The sequence below is a fragment of the Rhizobium sp. PAMB 3174 genome (assembly GCF_052908375.1).
The window spans coordinates 530,716-546,219 of record NZ_CM128608.1 but is presented as its reverse complement, the minus strand read 5'-3'; the positions used below and the strand labels follow the sequence as shown (position 1 = coordinate 546,219).

Here is a 15,504-nt window from a genome sequence, read left to right as displayed (position 1 = left end):
TAGTCAGCGCGAACCGCCGGGCCTGTTCCCTGCCCTTTGACGATCCATGGCGGCGCAATTCACCCTAAATCGAAGCATTGCACTGTCTGCGCCTCCTCGCAAGAAAGAAATTTCAAGTTTATAATATTTTTTGCGGCAGCCCTGTTTCCATTGACTTCAGCCCCTTTCGCCCGGACATTCCGGGTCATGTGAAACCCTCTCCGAACGGGCGACGGCCCGACAAGAAACGCTGCGAGGAACGATGCTGCACCGAATTACCGACTGGTCCGATGCCTACGCCAATGGCGCGAACATTCCCGGAGGCGACCGCTGGCCCGGACTGTGGGTCGAGCCGGCAAAGGCCATGCGCGAAACACTGGTGGCCGCCGGTCGCGCCAAACTCGACCTCCCCTATGGCGACGGCGAGCGCAACCGCTTCGACCTGCTCCTCCCGGAAACGGCGCCGAAGGGTCTCGTCGTCTTCGTGCACGGCGGCTTCTGGGTCCGCCTCGACAAGAGCTACTGGTCGCACCTGGCCGCGGGACCGCTGGCGCATGGCTATGCGGTGGCGATGCCCTCCTACACGCTGTGCCCCGAAAACCGGGTCAGCGGCATCACTGCGGAAATCGGCAAGGCGATCGATACGGCAGCCGCCGCGGTCGACGGACCGATCCGCCTGATCGGGCATTCCGCCGGCGGTCACCTCGTCTCCCGCATGGTCTCGTCGACTTCGCCGCTCTCCGCGCCCGTCGCGTCCCGCATCGCCCATGTCGTGTCGCTGTCCGGCCTGCACGATCTGCGCTCGCTCTTGCCGACCAGTCTCAACGACGCGATCCGCCTCGATGCCGAGGAAGCGGTCCGCGAAAGCCCGGCGCTGCTGCACCCGGCCGCCAATGCCCGCATCACCTGCTGGGCAGGCGCCGGCGAGCGCTCGGAATTCCTGCGGCAGAACGCGCTTCTCGCCAATATCTGGAAAGGTCTCGGCGCGACGACCGATTGCGTCGAGGAGCCCGACCGCCATCACTTCAACATCCTCGACGGCCTCCTCGATCCTGAGCATCCGCTGACGCTCGCACTGCTTGGCTGAGACTGGCGAGAGCAATTTGGTCATGGCGACGCGGCAGCCAACTTCGCCGCCGCCGTCACCCGCCAGTTTTGGGCCGCACGTCGTCTGGCGCGAACCACCTTCATCGGCCGTGTCGCCTTGAAAGGGCGTCGGCCAACCCCTCCCTGCGCATCCAACGAATTATTTTGAGAAAACGTTTTCTCATATTGACACCTCAAGTGAGAAAAGGTTTTCTCGGGTGAAATTTGGAGGGAGGCCAGATTGGCGAATTCGGACAGGACATTGCGTCGCGCGACGATTCATGACGTGGCCAGAGCGGCCGGCGTCAGCGTGTCGACGGTCTCCAAGGCGCTGAATGATACCGGCCGAATGGCGGAGGAAACGCGCCGGCGGATCAAGAAGGTTGCCGCCGATCTGAGCTTTCGTCCGAACGCGCTTGCCCGCGGTCTCCTGTCCAGCCGTTCCCTGACGATCGGCCTTCTCACCAACGACACTTATGGTCGCTTCACCCTGCCCGTCATGGCCGGCATCTCCGAGGCGCTGGTGGATCAGGGCGTATCCGTCTTCCTCTGCGCGATCGAGGACGATCCAGCGCTCGGCAAGATCCATGTGGACGCGATGCTGGACAAGCAGGTGGACGGCATCATCGCGACCGGAAAGCGCATGGACCGGTCGCTGCCGGTCGACCTTTCGGGTCTTCCGGTGCCAGTCGTCTACGCGTTCACGAAGGGCACGCCGGACAGCGTGACCTTCACCTCGGATGACGCGCAAGGCGCCGGGCTGGCGACCGACTGGCTGAGGCAGATCGGCCGCAAACGGCTGGTGCACGTTACCGGCCCGGAGGATTTCGCCGCCGTCAGCGAGCGCTCAGCGGCCTTTCGCAGCCACGCCGGCGACGGCGCGGAAATTCTTCACGGCCAATGGTCGGAGGACTGGGGCCATAGGGCCGTCTCCGAGCTTTGGAGCCGGCACGGAGAGAAACCGGACGGCATCTTCTGCGGCAACGACCAGATTGCCCGCGGTGTCATCGATGGCTTGCGAGAGCGCGGCGTCAATGTGCCGGAGGATGTCTCGGTCGTCGGCTTCGACAACTGGGGGATCATGGCGGAGCACACGCGCCCGCCCCTGACCACCATCGACATGAACCTGAAGGAACTCGGCCGGCAGGCCGGCCTTACGGTGCTCGCACTGGGAGAGGGTGAGCCGGTGGAACTCGGCATCAGAAAACTACCATGCCGGCTGGTTGTTCGCCGGTCCTGCGGAGGAGCAGGCGCATCCTGAGAATGCAAGGGTCATCAAGAAGGCCGTGTGCCACGCGGTCTTATCAAAGGGAGGAATGGAAATGCTCAGTCGGATTATGACATCCACAGCGCTCGCGACATTGCTTTTTGCCGGCAGCGCATCGGCCGAAACGGTGCAGATGTGGGTGAGAAGCGGCATCGGCGATGCCTTCAAGGAAACCGTGAAAGCCTATAACGGCAGCCACGAGGACAAGATCGAACTGACGGAAGTGCCGTTCAGCGAACTGGTGCAGAAATATGCGATCGCCATCGCCGGCGGCCAGGCGCCCGACGCGCTGTCGCTCGATCTCATCTATACTCCGGCCTTTGCCGCCGCAGGTCAGCTCGAGGACCTGACCGACTGGGCGAAGTCCCTGCCCTACTTCAATTCCCTCTCGCCTTCCCATGTGAAGCTCGGAACATACGAGGATCACATCTACGGCCTGCCGCTGTCGGTCGAAACCTCGATCTTCGCCTGGAACAAGGACCTCTACCGCAAGGCGGGTCTCAATCCGGACAAGGCGCCGACGACCTGGGACGAAATCACCGCCAATGCCGAGAAGATCACGGCGCTCGGCAATGACACCTACGGGTTCTACTTCTCCGGCGGCGGCTGCGGCGGCTGCATGATCTTCACCTTCACCCCGCTCGTCTGGGGTGCCGGGGCCGACATCCTGTCCGAAGACGGCAAGACGGCGACGCTCGATACGCCGCAGATGCGCAAGGCCGTCGATATCTACCGCAACCTTGTGCAGAAGGGCACGGTGCCGGCGGGCGCAGCCACCGATAACGGCTCGAACTTCCTCAGCCTCGTCAACGGCAATATCGGCCAACAGACGCTCGGCGCCTTCGCTATCGGCACCATGATCACCCAGCATCCCGAACTCGATTTCGGCGTCACGCTGATCCCATCCGTCGACGGCAAGACCTCGTCCTTTGCCGGCGGCGACAACTTCGTCGTCACCAAGGGCACGAGCAAGCTCGAAAACGTCAAGGCGTTCCTCGACTATGTCTATTCGCTGGACGGCCAGAAGATCATGGCCAAATACGGCAGCCTCCCGACACGCGGCGATCTGGCGGATCAGGTTCTCGACGGCCTTGATCCGCGGCTGAAGGTGGGCGTCGATGCGATCAAGGTTGCGCAGACACCCTACACGCTGCAGTTCAACGATCTGATCAACAGCGCCAACGGTCCCTGGGCCAGCTTCACGCATGCGGCGATCTTCGGAGACAATGTCGACCAGGCATTCTCGGATGCGCAGTCGCAGATGCAGCAGATCATCGACGACGCCCAGTAAAAGCTCCCGGGCAGCCGCTGGACTTCCGGCGGCTTCGAAACCGGCCGGAAGTCCAGCGAAACGCTTCCGGCCGGCACCGGCAAATTCTTCAACAAGAGGTCATCAACACAGATGACGGTCTCCATGACGCATGACATCAAAGTCGAGCCGATCAGAAAACGCCGCCGCTCAACCCAGCGCGGCTCATGGAAAGGGCTGCTCTATATCGCGCCGGCCATGCTTCTGGTCGCCGTCTTCTTCATCATTCCGGTCTTCTTCACCGCCTGGATGAGCCTGCACAACTGGTCCCTGCTCGGAAATCCGAAATGGGTGGGCCTGCGCAACTACATCCGCATGTTTTCCGACGCCCGGTTCATGGATGCACTCGGCTTCACGGCCTATTACACGGTCATCGTGACGATCGCGATCTTCGCCGTGGCGTTTCCGCTCGCCATCTTCGTGGAACGCCAGCGCCGTTTCGTCGCCGCCTATAGAACCCTCATCTTCCTGCCCGTGGTGGTCGGCCTCGCCTCCGCCTCGCTGCTCTGGGTCTGGCTCTCCAATGTCGACAGCGGCTTCTTCTCGCCGCTCTTCGAAATGCTCGGATTGACCGAAGGTCGGCTGAACCTTCTCGCCACGTTCGACAAGGCCTTCGCCATCATCATCGTGATGGTGGTGTGGAAGATCGCCGGCTTCACCATGGTCATCCTGCTGACCGGGCTGCAGTCGATCCCGTCGGAACTGATGGAAGCGGCGAAAATCGACGGCGCGGGCTCGTGGCAGCGTTTCCGGCATCTCACGCTGCCGTTGATGCGCAAGACCCTGGCCCTCGCCCTCATCCTGTCGATCACCGGCTCGGTGCTTGCCTTCGACCAGTTCTACATCATGACGAGCGGTGGACCGCAAAACAAGATGATCTCCGTCGTCTACTACATCGTCAACCAGTCGTTCGTCTCGTTCCACCTAGGATATGGCGCGGCGCTTTCGATGGCCGTGCTGGTCATCCTCGTCGCCATCAGCGTCTTCCAGCTCTGGCTTCTGCGCGTCGGGGAGGAGCAATAATGGCATCGGCAAAGGACCTCAGGACACGCCGGAAACGTCTCGGCAACGTCGCCTTTCATTCGACGGGCATCATTGTTTCCCTCTTCTTCTTCGCGCCGTTCGCCATCGCCCTGCTCGCCTCGTTCCGGCGCGGACAGGAAGCCGGAACGCCACCGCTGCCGCCATGGCCGATGCACGGCTTCTCACTGGATGCTTATCGCGCGCTCGACACATTCGGCGCCGGCGTCTGGCAGCACACGATGAACTCGCTTCTCGTCTCGCTTGCCACCGTCATTCTCACGGTGATCGTCAGCGTGCTGGCTGGATATGGCTTCTCGCGCTACCGCTTCGCCTTCAAGAACGTGCTGTTCATCCTGCTGATCGCGACGCTGATGATCCCGTTCCAGTCGATCCTGACGCCGCTCTTCATCATCCTTGCCAAGCTCGGGCTCAGCAATTCGCTCGTCGGCCTCGTGCTCGTCTATGTGACGCTGCAGCTGCCGTTCTCGGTCTTCATGATGCGCAACGCCTTCGATGCGGTGCCCAAGGAAATCGAGGAAGCGGCCCGCATCGAAGGGGCTCGCGATATCAGGCTGCTGACGCGCGTGCTGTTGCCGCTGGTCATGCCGGGCGTTGCGACCGTGGCGATCTTCGCCTTCCTCAACGCCTGGAACGAGTTCCTGGCGGCGCTCATCCTGCTTTCCAGCAACGAGCAATATACGCTCCCCGTATTGATGACAGCCGTCAGGGTCGGCCGATTGGGGGCGATCAACTGGGGCGCCGTACAGGCGGGCGTGGTCGTCATGATCGTCCCCTGCCTCGTCGTCTTCCTTCTCCTGCAACGCTATTACCTGCGCGGCCTGATGGCCGGTGCGGTCAAGTAAAACAAGGAAACAAGCATTATGCCGAACCTGGAAAAGCAATTCCGTCCGCCTGCCGTGCCCGCCGTCCGCGTCGATGGCTTCTGGGGCAAGTGGCAGGATGCCATCTGCAACGCGACCGCCGGTATCCTTCTCGACCGCTGCGTGGAAGCCGGAATGCTCGACGCCATCGATGTCCGCAAGCCGAGCCCCGGCGTCATCATTCCAATCCAGCCCTGGGGCGGCACAACGCAGATGTTCTGGGACAGCGACCTGGCGAAATCGATCGAGACAATCGCCTATGCCCTGTATCGCCAGCCCGATGCCGGGCTTGAAGCCAGGGCCGACGAGATCATCGACATGTATGAAAGGCTGCAGGACAGCGACGGATATCTGAATGCCTGGTTCCAGCGCATCCAACCCGGCCGCCGGTGGACTAATCTGCGCGATCACCACGAACTCTATTGCGCCGGCCACCTGATCGAAGCGGCCGTAGCCTATTATCAGGCGACGGGAAAGCGCAAGCTCCTCGACATCATGTGCCGCTTTGCAGACTACATGATCACCGTTTTCGGACATGGTGAGGGCCAGATCCCGGGCTATTGCGGTCACCAGGAAATCGAACTCGCTCTCGTCAAGCTGGCGCGGGTGACCGCCGAACGCAAATACCTGGATCTGTCGAAGTACTTCATCGACGAGCGCGGACGGGAGCCGAACTTCTTCATTGAAGAGGCGATGCGCGACGGCCGCGCCCCGGCCGAATACATTCAGAAGAACAACGAATACAGCCAGTCGCACCAGCCGGTGCGCGAACAGAAGAAGGTCGTCGGCCATGCGGTCCGGGCCATGTACATGTATTCCGGCATGGCTGACCTCGCCACCGAATACGAGGACGACACGCTGACCGATGCGCTAGAAACGCTCTGGGACGACGTGACCACCAAGCAGATGTATGTCACCGGCGGCATCGGACCATCGGCAAGCAATGAAGGCTTCACCGACTATTACGACCTGCCGAACGATACCGCCTATGCGGAAACCTGCGCTTCCGTGGCGCTCGTCTTCTGGGCAAGCCGCATGCTCGGCCGGGGCCCGAACCGGCGCTTCGCCGACATCATGGAACAGGCCCTCTATAATGGTGCCTTGTCCGGCCTGTCGCTCGACGGCAAGACCTTCTTCTACGACAACCCGCTGGAAAGCACCGGCAAGCATCACCGCTGGAAATGGCACCATTGCCCGTGCTGCCCGCCGAACATCGCCCGCCTTGTCGCATCGATCGGCTCCTACATGTACGCCGTCGCCGACGAGGAGGTGGCAGTCCATCTCTACGGCCAGAACACCGCGCGGCTGACTGTGGCCGGCAAGGATGTCGAACTGCGCCAGGAAACCGCCTATCCGTGGGAGGGGGCCGTCTCGATCACGGTCGATATTGCCGAACCGCTGGCCTTTGCTATGTCTTTGAGAATTCCGGAGTGGGCTGTCGGAGCCAATCTCTCGGTCAATGGCGAGGCGATCGACATAGCTGGTTGCCTGAAGGACGGCTATGCCCGGCTGGAGCGGACATGGCAGAAAGGCGACCGGATCCTTCTCGATCTGCCGATGGCGCTCCGCCCGCAATACGCCAATCCGAAGGTGCGTCAGGATGCCGGCCGCGTCGCGCTGACGCGCGGACCGCTGGTCTATTGCGCGGAGGAAGTCGATAACGGCGCCGATCTGAACGCCTATGTCGTGTCCCCGGCCATATCAGAGGTCGGCAGCCAACGGATCGCGGAACTGGGCGACGCTGTCGCCGTCGACATCGAGGTTGCGAAGGAGGATATCGACGGCTGGGGAGCCGCGCTCTATCGCAGCCGGCCCGCGGAACGCGTTCCTGCACGATTGCGGCTCGTGCCCTATCATCTGTGGGACAACCGTGATCCCGGCGCCATGCTCGTCTGGCTGCAGGCCGGTGATCGTCAAGCGACTGGAGGCCCTGCGGCATGAGGCAGTCTGCGGGAAGTGCGGGCGTCGTGCTGACCGACGTGCGCAAGAACTTCGGGGCAGTCGAGGTGATCCACGGGATCGACCTCGATATCGCCGGTGGCGAGTTCGTCGTCTTCGTCGGCCCGTCTGGCTGTGGGAAATCCACCCTGCTCAGGATGATCGCCGGCCTTGAAGAGGTGACCGATGGCGAGATCGCCATCAAGGGCCGTGACGTCACCGATCTCGATCCGTCGGAACGGGGCATCGCCATGGTCTTCCAGTCCTACGCGCTCTATCCGCATATGACCGTGCGCGACAATCTCGCCTTCGGCCTGAAGATGGCGCATGCCGGCGCAGAGGAAATCGCCTCGCGCGTCGGCCGGGCATCCGAAATCCTGAAGATCGACCATCTGATGGATCGCCGGCCGGGCCAGCTGTCAGGCGGCCAGCGCCAGCGCGTGGCGATCGGCCGCGCGATCGTGCGCGAACCCGACGTCTTCCTGTTCGACGAGCCGCTCTCCAACCTCGACGCCGAGCTTCGAGTGTCGATGCGGGTGGAGATCGCCAAGCTGCACAAGGAGCTCGGCAATACGATGATCTACGTCACGCACGATCAGACGGAGGCGATGACACTCGCCGACAAGATCGTCATCCTGCGCGACGGCCGCATCGAACAGAGCGGATCGCCGCGCGAAGTCTACGAGAACCCCGTCAACACCTTCGTTGCCGGCTTCATCGGCTCGCCGCGGATCAATCTTCTCCAGGGAGAATGGCTGGAGGGCGGCGGGATATCGCTGGCCGGCACGACGATCGAAGCGCCGCTTGCCGGTCTACCGGGCAAACCTGGGGCAATGGTCACCGTCGGCATGCGCCCGGAGCATGTCACCGTCCTCGACGACGGGGATGAAGGGCTGGCCGCCACCGTCGACTTCAGCGAGTATCTCGGCGGAACGCGCTATCTCTACTGCAACCTCTCCGACGGTCAGCCATTTGTCGCCGAACAGCGCGAAGGCCCCGACTACAAGGGCGGCGAAAGCATCCGGCTGGTCGTCGCGCAGGAGAAGCGCCGCTATTTCGGCGAAGACGGATTGCGCCTCGATCGCCAATGAGGCGCGACCGAAGCCGGGATGTGACGCACGTGGCGGGGAGATCATTCCCACGCGCCCGCAACGCATGGGGCGGCACGCCGGATGACCTCGGTGACCTAGGGAAGCCGCGGATCGCCGAGTTCGTGGCCGCTAGCCGCGCGCCCCATCTCCGGCACCGTAGCTTTCGAGAAAGATGGCGCAGGCAGGCCCGACATTCTCGAGGATTTCGGTTTCCGTGACGCTGTTGCGTGTGGCCCATAGATATTGCTCGAACAGGCGGGCTTCGCAGAGTGCCTTGAATCGCCATGCCGCAGCCACCGGATCGTCAAGCTGCAGTTCTCCAGCTTCGACCGCCTCATTCAGAGTGGTGACGATCACACCGATCACGCTCTTCGGCCCGTTCTCGTAGAAGATGCCTCCGAGCTCGGGGAAGCGCGTGGCTTCCGCGATGACGAGCCGGTTGACCGACATGATTTCATCCGACAGCACGAAGCGCAGATAGTTCTTCCCGAGCGCCCTGAGCTTGGATTCGATGCCGTCGGACGTTTCCGGAAAGCTGATGAACTCTTCCCATCGCTGCAGGCCGGCATTGACGACGAAGGCCGCGAACAATTCCTCCTTCGATGAGAAGTAGCCGTACAGCGTCCCTTTCGAGCCGCCGACCGCGGCGGCGATCGTCGCCATGGACACCGTGCCATATCCCTGGCTGCGGAAAAGGTCGCCGGCAATGGCGATGATTTCGTTTCGCTTCTTCTGACTTCTGACTCGCATGGCGCCTTATAACCGTATCGACCTGTATTGTTAAGTTGACATATGCCAAAACCTATAATAGTACACATTAGTACGGTTATGAGGAGGAGATATGATGACTGGACCTTTCCCCAGCGCACCTGAATTCACCGGCGCGCTCTACAAGCCTGCCCGATTTGAAGGACAGGTCTATGATCTGGAGGTGGAAGGAAAGATCCCGGTCGAGATCGACGGCACCTTTTTCCAGGTGGCTCCCGATCCGCAATATCCGCCGATGCTTGGCAAAGACATATTCTTCAATGGCGACGGCGCCATCTCCGCCTTCCGTTTCCAGGGCGGGCACGTCGACTTCCAGCGTCGTTACGTCATGACCGAGCGTCTGAAGGCGCAGCGTGCAGCGCGCGCATCGCTCCACGGCACCTATCGCAACCAGTATACCAATGACCCGACCGTGCGCGATTTGAACAACAGCACGGCCAATACCAACGTGATCGTCCACGCCGGCAAGCTGCTGGCATTGAAAGAGGATAGCGCGCCTTACGCGCTCGATCCCGTAACGCTCGAAACGATCGGCCTTTGGGACTTCGATGGCCAGCTGACCAGCGCCACCTTCACGGCACATCCGAAGTTCGATCCGGCGACCGGGGACCTTCTCTGTTTCGGATACGAAGCCAAGGGCGATGCGACACCGGACATCGTCTATTACGAGATCGACGCAAGAGGCCGGAAGAAGCGCGAAACATGGATTGTCGCGCCCTACGCGGCAATGATCCACGACTTCGCCGTCACCGAAAACTACGTCATCTTTCCGCTCATGCCGCTGACCGTGGACCTTGAGCGGCTGAAGAACGGCGGAAAGCATTTTCAGTGGCAGCCGGGCCTCGACCAGCTGTTTGGCGTCCTCCGGCGCGACGGCGACGGCAGCGACGTGCGATGGTTCACGGCACCGAACGGCTTCCAGGGACATACGCTGAACGCCTTCGACGATGCCGGACGCATCTATGTCGACATGCCCGTCACCAGCGGTAACATCTTCTACTTCTTCCCCCAGGCAGACGGGACAGTGCCGCCGCCGGAGACGCTCTCGTCCAACCTGATGCGGCTGACCATCGACATGAACGCACGCGGCAACACGCTGTCGATGACGCCGCTCACCGCCTTTGCCTGCGAATTTCCGCGAAGCGACGACCGTTACATGGGCCGGCATTACCAGCACGGCTTCGTCATCGCCATGGACCCGAGTAGACCTTTTGACGAGACCCGCATCGGACCTCGGCCGTTCCAGTTCTTCAACTTGCTCGCCCACGTCAACGTGGCGACAGGCAAGACGAAGACCTGGTTTGCCGACGACCAGTCCTGTTTCCAGGAGCCGATTTTCGTACCGAAACGCGCCGACTCTCCGGAAGGCGAAGGCTACGTTATCGGCCTCTGCAACCGCCTGGCCGAACAGTCTACGGACCTTTTGGTACTAGACGCCCAGCACCTGGACGAAGGGCCGATTGCAACGATCAAGCTGCCGATGCGGCTGCGCATGTCCCTGCACGGCAACTGGGTGCCGGGAAGCGTGCTGCAAGCGAACTGACGCTGGGACGACCGTCCAGCCCTCCGGCTCGGCGGCGAAAAGACCCGCGTCGGCCGACACTGAAGCCAAACAAAAACTCCGAGTATTGCCAATACTCGGAGATAAACTCATTTTCACTTAAGTAAATTATAGCATAAATACGATTATACGTATTTCTTATACAAGAAAACCACAATTAATATTGATAAATTTCATTTTTATGGGAGTGTATCTCTAGGGGGCGAATTCTTTACATAACGAGACACAACACGGCAGCGCTCAGCGCCGTCTGCGACGTCTTGTTGATCGCCAAGAGGAGGATACACTTTGCAGCAGCGCATCGATCAATCCGCGTTATTCCCGTCGTCCTACGATGGATTTTCCGGACAATACATTGCCGGCCGGTGGGTCGCCGGCACCCAGGGCACCACGGCTCTCGACCGCAACCCTTACAATGACGCCGTGCTCGCCGAGATCTCTCAGGCGAGCCTTGCCGATCTGGACCTTGCCTTCCAGGCCGCGAAAGCGGCGCAGCGGCAGTGGGCGCAGACCTTGCCGGCCGAGCGTGCCGCCGTCTTTTTCAAGGCGGTTTCCATTCTCGACATGCGCAAGGAAGAGATCATCGGCTGGCTCGTTCGGGAATCGGGCAGCACGCGCATCAAGGCCGGCATCGAATGGGGCGCCGTGCGTGCCGGCATGCTGGAAGCCGCGACCATGCCCGCCATGGCCCAGGGCCACATCATCCCCGTCGACAAGCCTGGCAAGGAGGCACGCGTCTACAAGAAGCCCGTTGGCGTCGTCGGCGTGATCAGCCCGTGGAACTTTCCGCTCCACCTGTCAAACCGGTCGGTGGCGCCGGCGCTTGCCCTCGGCAATGCGGTCGTGCTGAAGCCATCCAACGACACTCCGGTCACGGGCGGCCTGCTCCTCGCCAAGATTTATGAAGAGGCCGGCCTGCCGGCTGGCGTGCTCAACGTTATCGTCGGCAGCTCGAGCGTGATCGGCGACGCCTTTTCACGCCATCCCGTGCCGCGCGTCCTCACCTTCACCGGTTCCACGCCGGTAGGACGGCATATTGCCCAGGTGGCAGGGGAATCGTCGCTGCTCAAGCGCATCGGCCTCGAACTCGGAGGCAACGCGCCGCTGGTGGTCCTCGATGACGCCGATCTGGAAAAGGCGGTCGGCGCCGCACTGATCGGCCGGTTCATGCATCAGGGACAGATCTGCATGAGCACCAACCGGATCATCATTGACGCCGCGATCTACGATCGCTTCGTCGAAGCATTCACCGCCGCGGCCAAGACCGTGAAATACGGTGATCCGAACGAACCGGACACTTTGGTCGGACCGCTGTGCAACGACAGCCAGTTGAAGAGCGTTGCCGCAAGCATTGCCCGCGCCCGAGAGAGCGGCTTCCGGGAATGTGTTTCCGGCACGATCGATGGCCGCGTGGTATCTCCGCACGTCTTTGCGGACGTGGCAAACGACTCTGACTTCGCGCGCAATGAAATCTTCGGACCCGTTGCGCCGCTGATCCGGGCCGCCAACGAGGCCGAGGCGCTGGCCTTTGCCAACGACACCGAGTTCGGCCTGTCCAGTGCGGTCTTCACCCGGGACGAAGCGCGAGGCCTTGCCTTTGCCCAGCAGATCGAAGCCGGCATGACCCATATCAACGACATAACCATCCACGACTATCCGCACGTGATGTTCGGAGGCGAGAAGAACTCCGGCCTCGGCCGCTTCAACGGCAAGTGGATCGTCGAGGAACTGACCACGGATCACTTTATCTCGATCCAACGATAAGGAGCCGGCATCGCTGGAGGAGAGCGATGCCGCCCCCCCCCCAACCGGGGGCATCGGGACACGCGGCCCGAGACGAATTTCTGAATACGCAATCTGGGAGATGGGCGGCGCGCCTTGCAGTCGTGCGAGGGCGTGTGCCGTAGAGGAGGACGAAATGCAAAATCGTATAGCGGGCGCCCCTCAGGGGCTGTTGCTTGTGGCCGTCGCGTGGCTTGCGCCCATAGGGTCGACCTTGTTCGCCCCGGTATTGCCGCACATGATCCAGTATTTCTCGGCGGTGCCGCATGCCTCGGTGCTGGCACCAGTCGCACTGGTCACCCCTGCCCTGTTCGTCGCATTGCTTGCGCCGCTGGCGGGGCTTCTCGCCGACCGGATCGGGCGCAAGCGCCTGCTGATGGCCGCCCTGGCGCTCTACGCATTGGCCGGCATAGCGCCATTCTGGCTGGACAGCCTGCACGCCATCATCCTGACGAGAGCGGTGGTCGGCATTGCCGAGGCGGGCGTCATGACGGCCAGCACGGCACTGATCTGCGACTACTTCACCGGAGAACGCAGGGCACACTGGCTGTCCGTGCAGTTCGGCTCGGCCTCACTCGTCGCAACCGTCTGTTTCGTCATCGCCGGCTTCCTCGGCGGATATGACTGGCGCGTGCCCTTCCTCATCTATGGCGGGACGGCGCTGTTCATTCCTCTGGTCCTCAAGCTGATCTTCGAGGCCGAGCACGTTGCGCCGCAAAGGACTGCCGAACGCCCGGCGCAGGAGGCTTCGCAGCACCTGTTCACCGTCCGCTTCGCAAGCTGCCTTGCGCTAACCCTGGTCTGCGGCCTGCTCTTCTACGTCACGCCGGTTCACATTTCCCTCGTGTTCAGCGAGCGCGGCTTCTCCGCGGCCGGCGTGCTGGGTCTGGCGAGCGCTATCGGATCGCTCGGCGTGGTCGCCGGCGCCATGCTCTTCCGCTTTCAGTCGAGGGCTCCGATCGGCGTTTTGTTGACGGGCGCCCTGGCGGCACAGGCGATCGGCTACGCCACGCTCTACACCCAGCCTTCGCTTGCCGGCGGCATCATCGGCATGTTCGTCAACAATATCGGCTGCGGGGTCTCCCTGCCGCTGGTGCTGGCACTCACCATGAGCAGGTTGCCGGACAGTCATCGTGGCCGCGCCTCGGGCATCTGGACCTCGATGTTCTTCATCGGTCAGTTCATTTGCCCGCTCACGGTCGGCGCCATCGCCAGCCTGGCCGGTGGCATGGTTGCGACCATGGCCGTGTTCGCGGTCCTGACGGCACTTGCCGCTCTCGCCTTTCTTTTGGGTTCCGCATTCGGACGCTCTTTGCGCGAACCGGTGACCCGCGGAGCGGCCATTACACCTACGCACTGATCAACATCCAAAAAGGGGGGATTTTGAATGGAAAGCCAGCGATCAATCGGCAGACTGACGTCACTGTCTGCACTCACGCTTCTGCTGCTGGGCGGCGTCTCGAATGCCGCGGAATTCTACCAGACCGTAACGCCTGGCGCGACGACCGACATCAGGGCGGCCGAACTGCCGCCCGAACCCGGCCTCTATGCCATCGGCGGCCTTTGGGGAAGCTGGCGCGACCGGCTGAACAACGGGGATGGCGATGCCATGTACCCCGACACAGAGGAGCGGACGTTCATGGGACAGCTCGGAGGTCTCTACGTCTATCCGGAAGAGGTGCTCGGCGGCCGGATGGCGTCCTCGCTAATCTTCGCCTATGGCAGGCACGACCTGACGGTGACGAACACGCTGCCGGTCGACCTCAGTGCCAAGCATACCGGCTTCTACGACGCCTACTCGGACGTGTTTTTCTGGTCGAAGAGCTGGTATGAAGGGCCGCCTCCGGGAGCACCCGGACAGCCCGCGCCCACCGAGGATTTCGTGCCGCCCATGCCGGTCGGCTTCACTCTCGGCGTCGGCCTCGGCGTCACGGTCCCGATTGGCAGCTTCGAAAACACGTCCGTCGGCTATCCGGGCTTCAACAACTGGGTGCTTTCACCGAATATTGCATTCACATACCGGACGAAGCCGATCTTCCTCGATGCCACGGAGTTCTCCGCCCGCCTCTTCTACAATCACAACTTTGAGCGTGACGATTCAACCGGCGGCTTCACCTACCGGGACGGCGACTATCTGTCTGCGGATTTCGCGGTGACCGAGCGCTACGGCCGCTTCCAGTTCGGCCTCGCCGGCAATATCAAGTGGCAGATCCAGGATGACGAAGGCACGCCGGCCACGCCCGCCTCCGACGGACAGCGGCACAAGTCCATCCGGATCGGTCCGATTCTGTCGGTCGACTTGCCCGAATACCGCTCGACGCTGACGCTCAAATACCTGACGGATGTCTACAGCCGAAACGCGTTCGAGGGCGACTACCTTCAGCTGAGCTTCATCCGCAAGATCTGGTAGTCCGCCCACCCGGTTGACACAGATGAGACCACACCGCCGGCATGGAGGAAAGCCTCCATGCCGGCGGTGACACAAGCATCATGGCGTTGAGACGCTACCCGCGCGCCCTCACAATCAGGCTTCATCTTTCGATGAACGGCAACCACGCGCGGGTTGACGACGAAGTCGCCGCGTCTCCGGATCATCTCTATCCGCTCAGGGCTCCCAGCCTGCCGATCACAGGCGCATCCGCGCCGACGACGAAGCCGCCGAATCTGCGCGCGCATCGACGCGTTGCCGCTGTCGCCGGCCCTGGCAAAAGCGTCAGTTGGCAAGCTGATCAGGGCTGAATTAATATATTCCTATATATACAATCTTGAATATATTTAGGGCAACTTTGCACACTAATAAGTAAATATAAATCTGATTT

The 15,504-nt window shown here is 61.8% G+C and carries 13 protein-coding genes; 12 read left to right on the top strand and 1 reads right to left on the bottom strand.

What is annotated here, in order from left to right:
* The first annotated feature begins 241 nt into the window (after positions 1 to 241).
* The 7 genes from ACU5AY_RS02600 (at position 242) to ACU5AY_RS02570 (ending at position 8,574) form a co-directional block, all read left to right on the top strand.
* Positions 242 to 1,066: an alpha/beta hydrolase gene (locus ACU5AY_RS02600; RefSeq protein WP_446827880.1), complete on the top strand. Its 825-nt coding sequence runs from the start codon at positions 242 to 244 to the stop codon at positions 1,064 to 1,066.
* Positions 1,067 to 1,306: 240 nt separating this feature from the next.
* Positions 1,307 to 2,326 (top strand): LacI family DNA-binding transcriptional regulator, encoded by a 1,020-nt coding sequence (locus ACU5AY_RS02595; protein ID WP_446827879.1) that lies wholly within the window; start codon positions 1,307 to 1,309, stop codon positions 2,324 to 2,326.
* 61 nt (positions 2,327 to 2,387) lie between these two features.
* Positions 2,388 to 3,623: an ABC transporter substrate-binding protein gene (locus tag ACU5AY_RS02590; protein WP_446827878.1), complete on the top strand. Its 1,236-nt coding sequence runs from the start codon at positions 2,388 to 2,390 to the stop codon at positions 3,621 to 3,623.
* A gap of 123 nt (positions 3,624 to 3,746) precedes the next feature.
* Positions 3,747 to 4,664 carry a carbohydrate ABC transporter permease gene (locus ACU5AY_RS02585; protein ID WP_446823231.1) on the top strand — a complete coding sequence of 306 codons (918 nt, stop codon included), beginning with the start codon at positions 3,747 to 3,749 and terminating at the stop codon, positions 4,662 to 4,664.
* Positions 4,664 to 5,527: a carbohydrate ABC transporter permease gene (locus tag ACU5AY_RS02580; protein WP_446827877.1), complete on the top strand. Its 864-nt coding sequence runs from the start codon at positions 4,664 to 4,666 to the stop codon at positions 5,525 to 5,527. The genes ACU5AY_RS02585 and ACU5AY_RS02580 overlap by 1 nt, the downstream gene beginning before the upstream one ends.
* An 18-nt stretch (positions 5,528 to 5,545) precedes the next feature.
* Positions 5,546 to 7,486, top strand: coding sequence for a glycoside hydrolase family 127 protein (locus tag ACU5AY_RS02575; protein WP_446827876.1), 1,941 nt, complete (start codon positions 5,546 to 5,548; stop codon positions 7,484 to 7,486).
* Positions 7,483 to 8,574 (top strand): ABC transporter ATP-binding protein, encoded by a 1,092-nt coding sequence (locus ACU5AY_RS02570; RefSeq protein ID WP_446823228.1) that lies wholly within the window; start codon positions 7,483 to 7,485, stop codon positions 8,572 to 8,574. The genes ACU5AY_RS02575 and ACU5AY_RS02570 overlap by 4 nt, the downstream gene beginning before the upstream one ends.
* A 129-nt stretch (positions 8,575 to 8,703) precedes the next feature.
* Here ACU5AY_RS02570 and ACU5AY_RS02565 read toward each other — a convergent pair whose 3' ends face one another.
* The gene (locus ACU5AY_RS02565) at positions 8,704 to 9,324 is read right to left on the bottom strand and encodes a TetR/AcrR family transcriptional regulator C-terminal domain-containing protein (protein WP_446823227.1); all 621 of its coding nucleotides are present in this window, start codon (positions 9,322 to 9,324) and stop codon (positions 8,704 to 8,706) included.
* Positions 9,325 to 9,415: 91 nt separating this feature from the next.
* Here ACU5AY_RS02565 and ACU5AY_RS02560 point away from each other — a divergent pair, with 91 nt between their 5' ends.
* From ACU5AY_RS02560 to ACU5AY_RS02540, 5 genes are all read left to right on the top strand, one after another.
* Entirely contained in the window at positions 9,416 to 10,885 is a 1,470-nt protein-coding gene (locus tag ACU5AY_RS02560; protein ID WP_446827875.1) for a carotenoid oxygenase family protein, read from the top strand.
* A 306-nt stretch (positions 10,886 to 11,191) separates the two neighbouring features.
* Positions 11,192 to 12,667 (top strand): aldehyde dehydrogenase family protein, encoded by a 1,476-nt coding sequence (locus ACU5AY_RS02555; RefSeq protein WP_446827874.1) that lies wholly within the window; start codon positions 11,192 to 11,194, stop codon positions 12,665 to 12,667.
* 154 nt (positions 12,668 to 12,821) lie between these two features.
* Positions 12,822 to 14,045 carry an MFS transporter gene (locus ACU5AY_RS02550; protein ID WP_446827873.1) on the top strand — a complete coding sequence of 408 codons (1,224 nt, stop codon included), beginning with the start codon at positions 12,822 to 12,824 and terminating at the stop codon, positions 14,043 to 14,045.
* A gap of 27 nt (positions 14,046 to 14,072) precedes the next feature.
* On the top strand, positions 14,073 to 15,095 hold the full coding sequence (locus ACU5AY_RS02545) for a SphA family protein (RefSeq protein ID WP_446827872.1): 1,023 nt from the start codon (positions 14,073 to 14,075) through the stop codon (positions 15,093 to 15,095).
* Positions 15,096 to 15,136: 41 nt separating this feature from the next.
* Positions 15,137 to 15,424 (top strand): hypothetical protein, encoded by a 288-nt coding sequence (locus ACU5AY_RS02540; RefSeq protein WP_446827871.1) that lies wholly within the window; start codon positions 15,137 to 15,139, stop codon positions 15,422 to 15,424.
* Positions 15,425 to 15,504: the final 80 nt, after the last annotated feature.

Excerpts from the sequence above, each read along its gene's own strand:
- ACU5AY_RS02585 (WP_446823231.1), top strand. The coding sequence starts at position 3,747 with ATGACGCATGACATCAAAGTCGAGCCGATCAGAAAACGCCGCCGCTCA.
- ACU5AY_RS02590 (WP_446827878.1), top strand. The coding sequence starts at position 2,388 with ATGCTCAGTCGGATTATGACATCCACAGCGCTCGCGACATTGCTTTTT.
- ACU5AY_RS02550 (WP_446827873.1), top strand. The coding sequence starts at position 12,822 with ATGCAAAATCGTATAGCGGGCGCCCCTCAGGGGCTGTTGCTTGTGGCC.
- ACU5AY_RS02565 (WP_446823227.1), bottom strand. The coding sequence starts at position 9,324 with ATGCGAGTCAGAAGTCAGAAGAAGCGAAACGAAATCATCGCCATTGCC.
- ACU5AY_RS02560 (WP_446827875.1), top strand. The coding sequence starts at position 9,416 with ATGATGACTGGACCTTTCCCCAGCGCACCTGAATTCACCGGCGCGCTC.
- ACU5AY_RS02570 (WP_446823228.1), top strand. The coding sequence starts at position 7,483 with ATGAGGCAGTCTGCGGGAAGTGCGGGCGTCGTGCTGACCGACGTGCGC.
- ACU5AY_RS02580 (WP_446827877.1), top strand. The coding sequence starts at position 4,664 with ATGGCATCGGCAAAGGACCTCAGGACACGCCGGAAACGTCTCGGCAAC.
- ACU5AY_RS02600 (WP_446827880.1), top strand. The coding sequence starts at position 242 with ATGCTGCACCGAATTACCGACTGGTCCGATGCCTACGCCAATGGCGCG.
- ACU5AY_RS02545 (WP_446827872.1), top strand. The coding sequence starts at position 14,073 with ATGGAAAGCCAGCGATCAATCGGCAGACTGACGTCACTGTCTGCACTC.
- ACU5AY_RS02540 (WP_446827871.1), top strand. The coding sequence starts at position 15,137 with ATGGAGGAAAGCCTCCATGCCGGCGGTGACACAAGCATCATGGCGTTG.
- ACU5AY_RS02575 (WP_446827876.1), top strand. The coding sequence starts at position 5,546 with ATGCCGAACCTGGAAAAGCAATTCCGTCCGCCTGCCGTGCCCGCCGTC.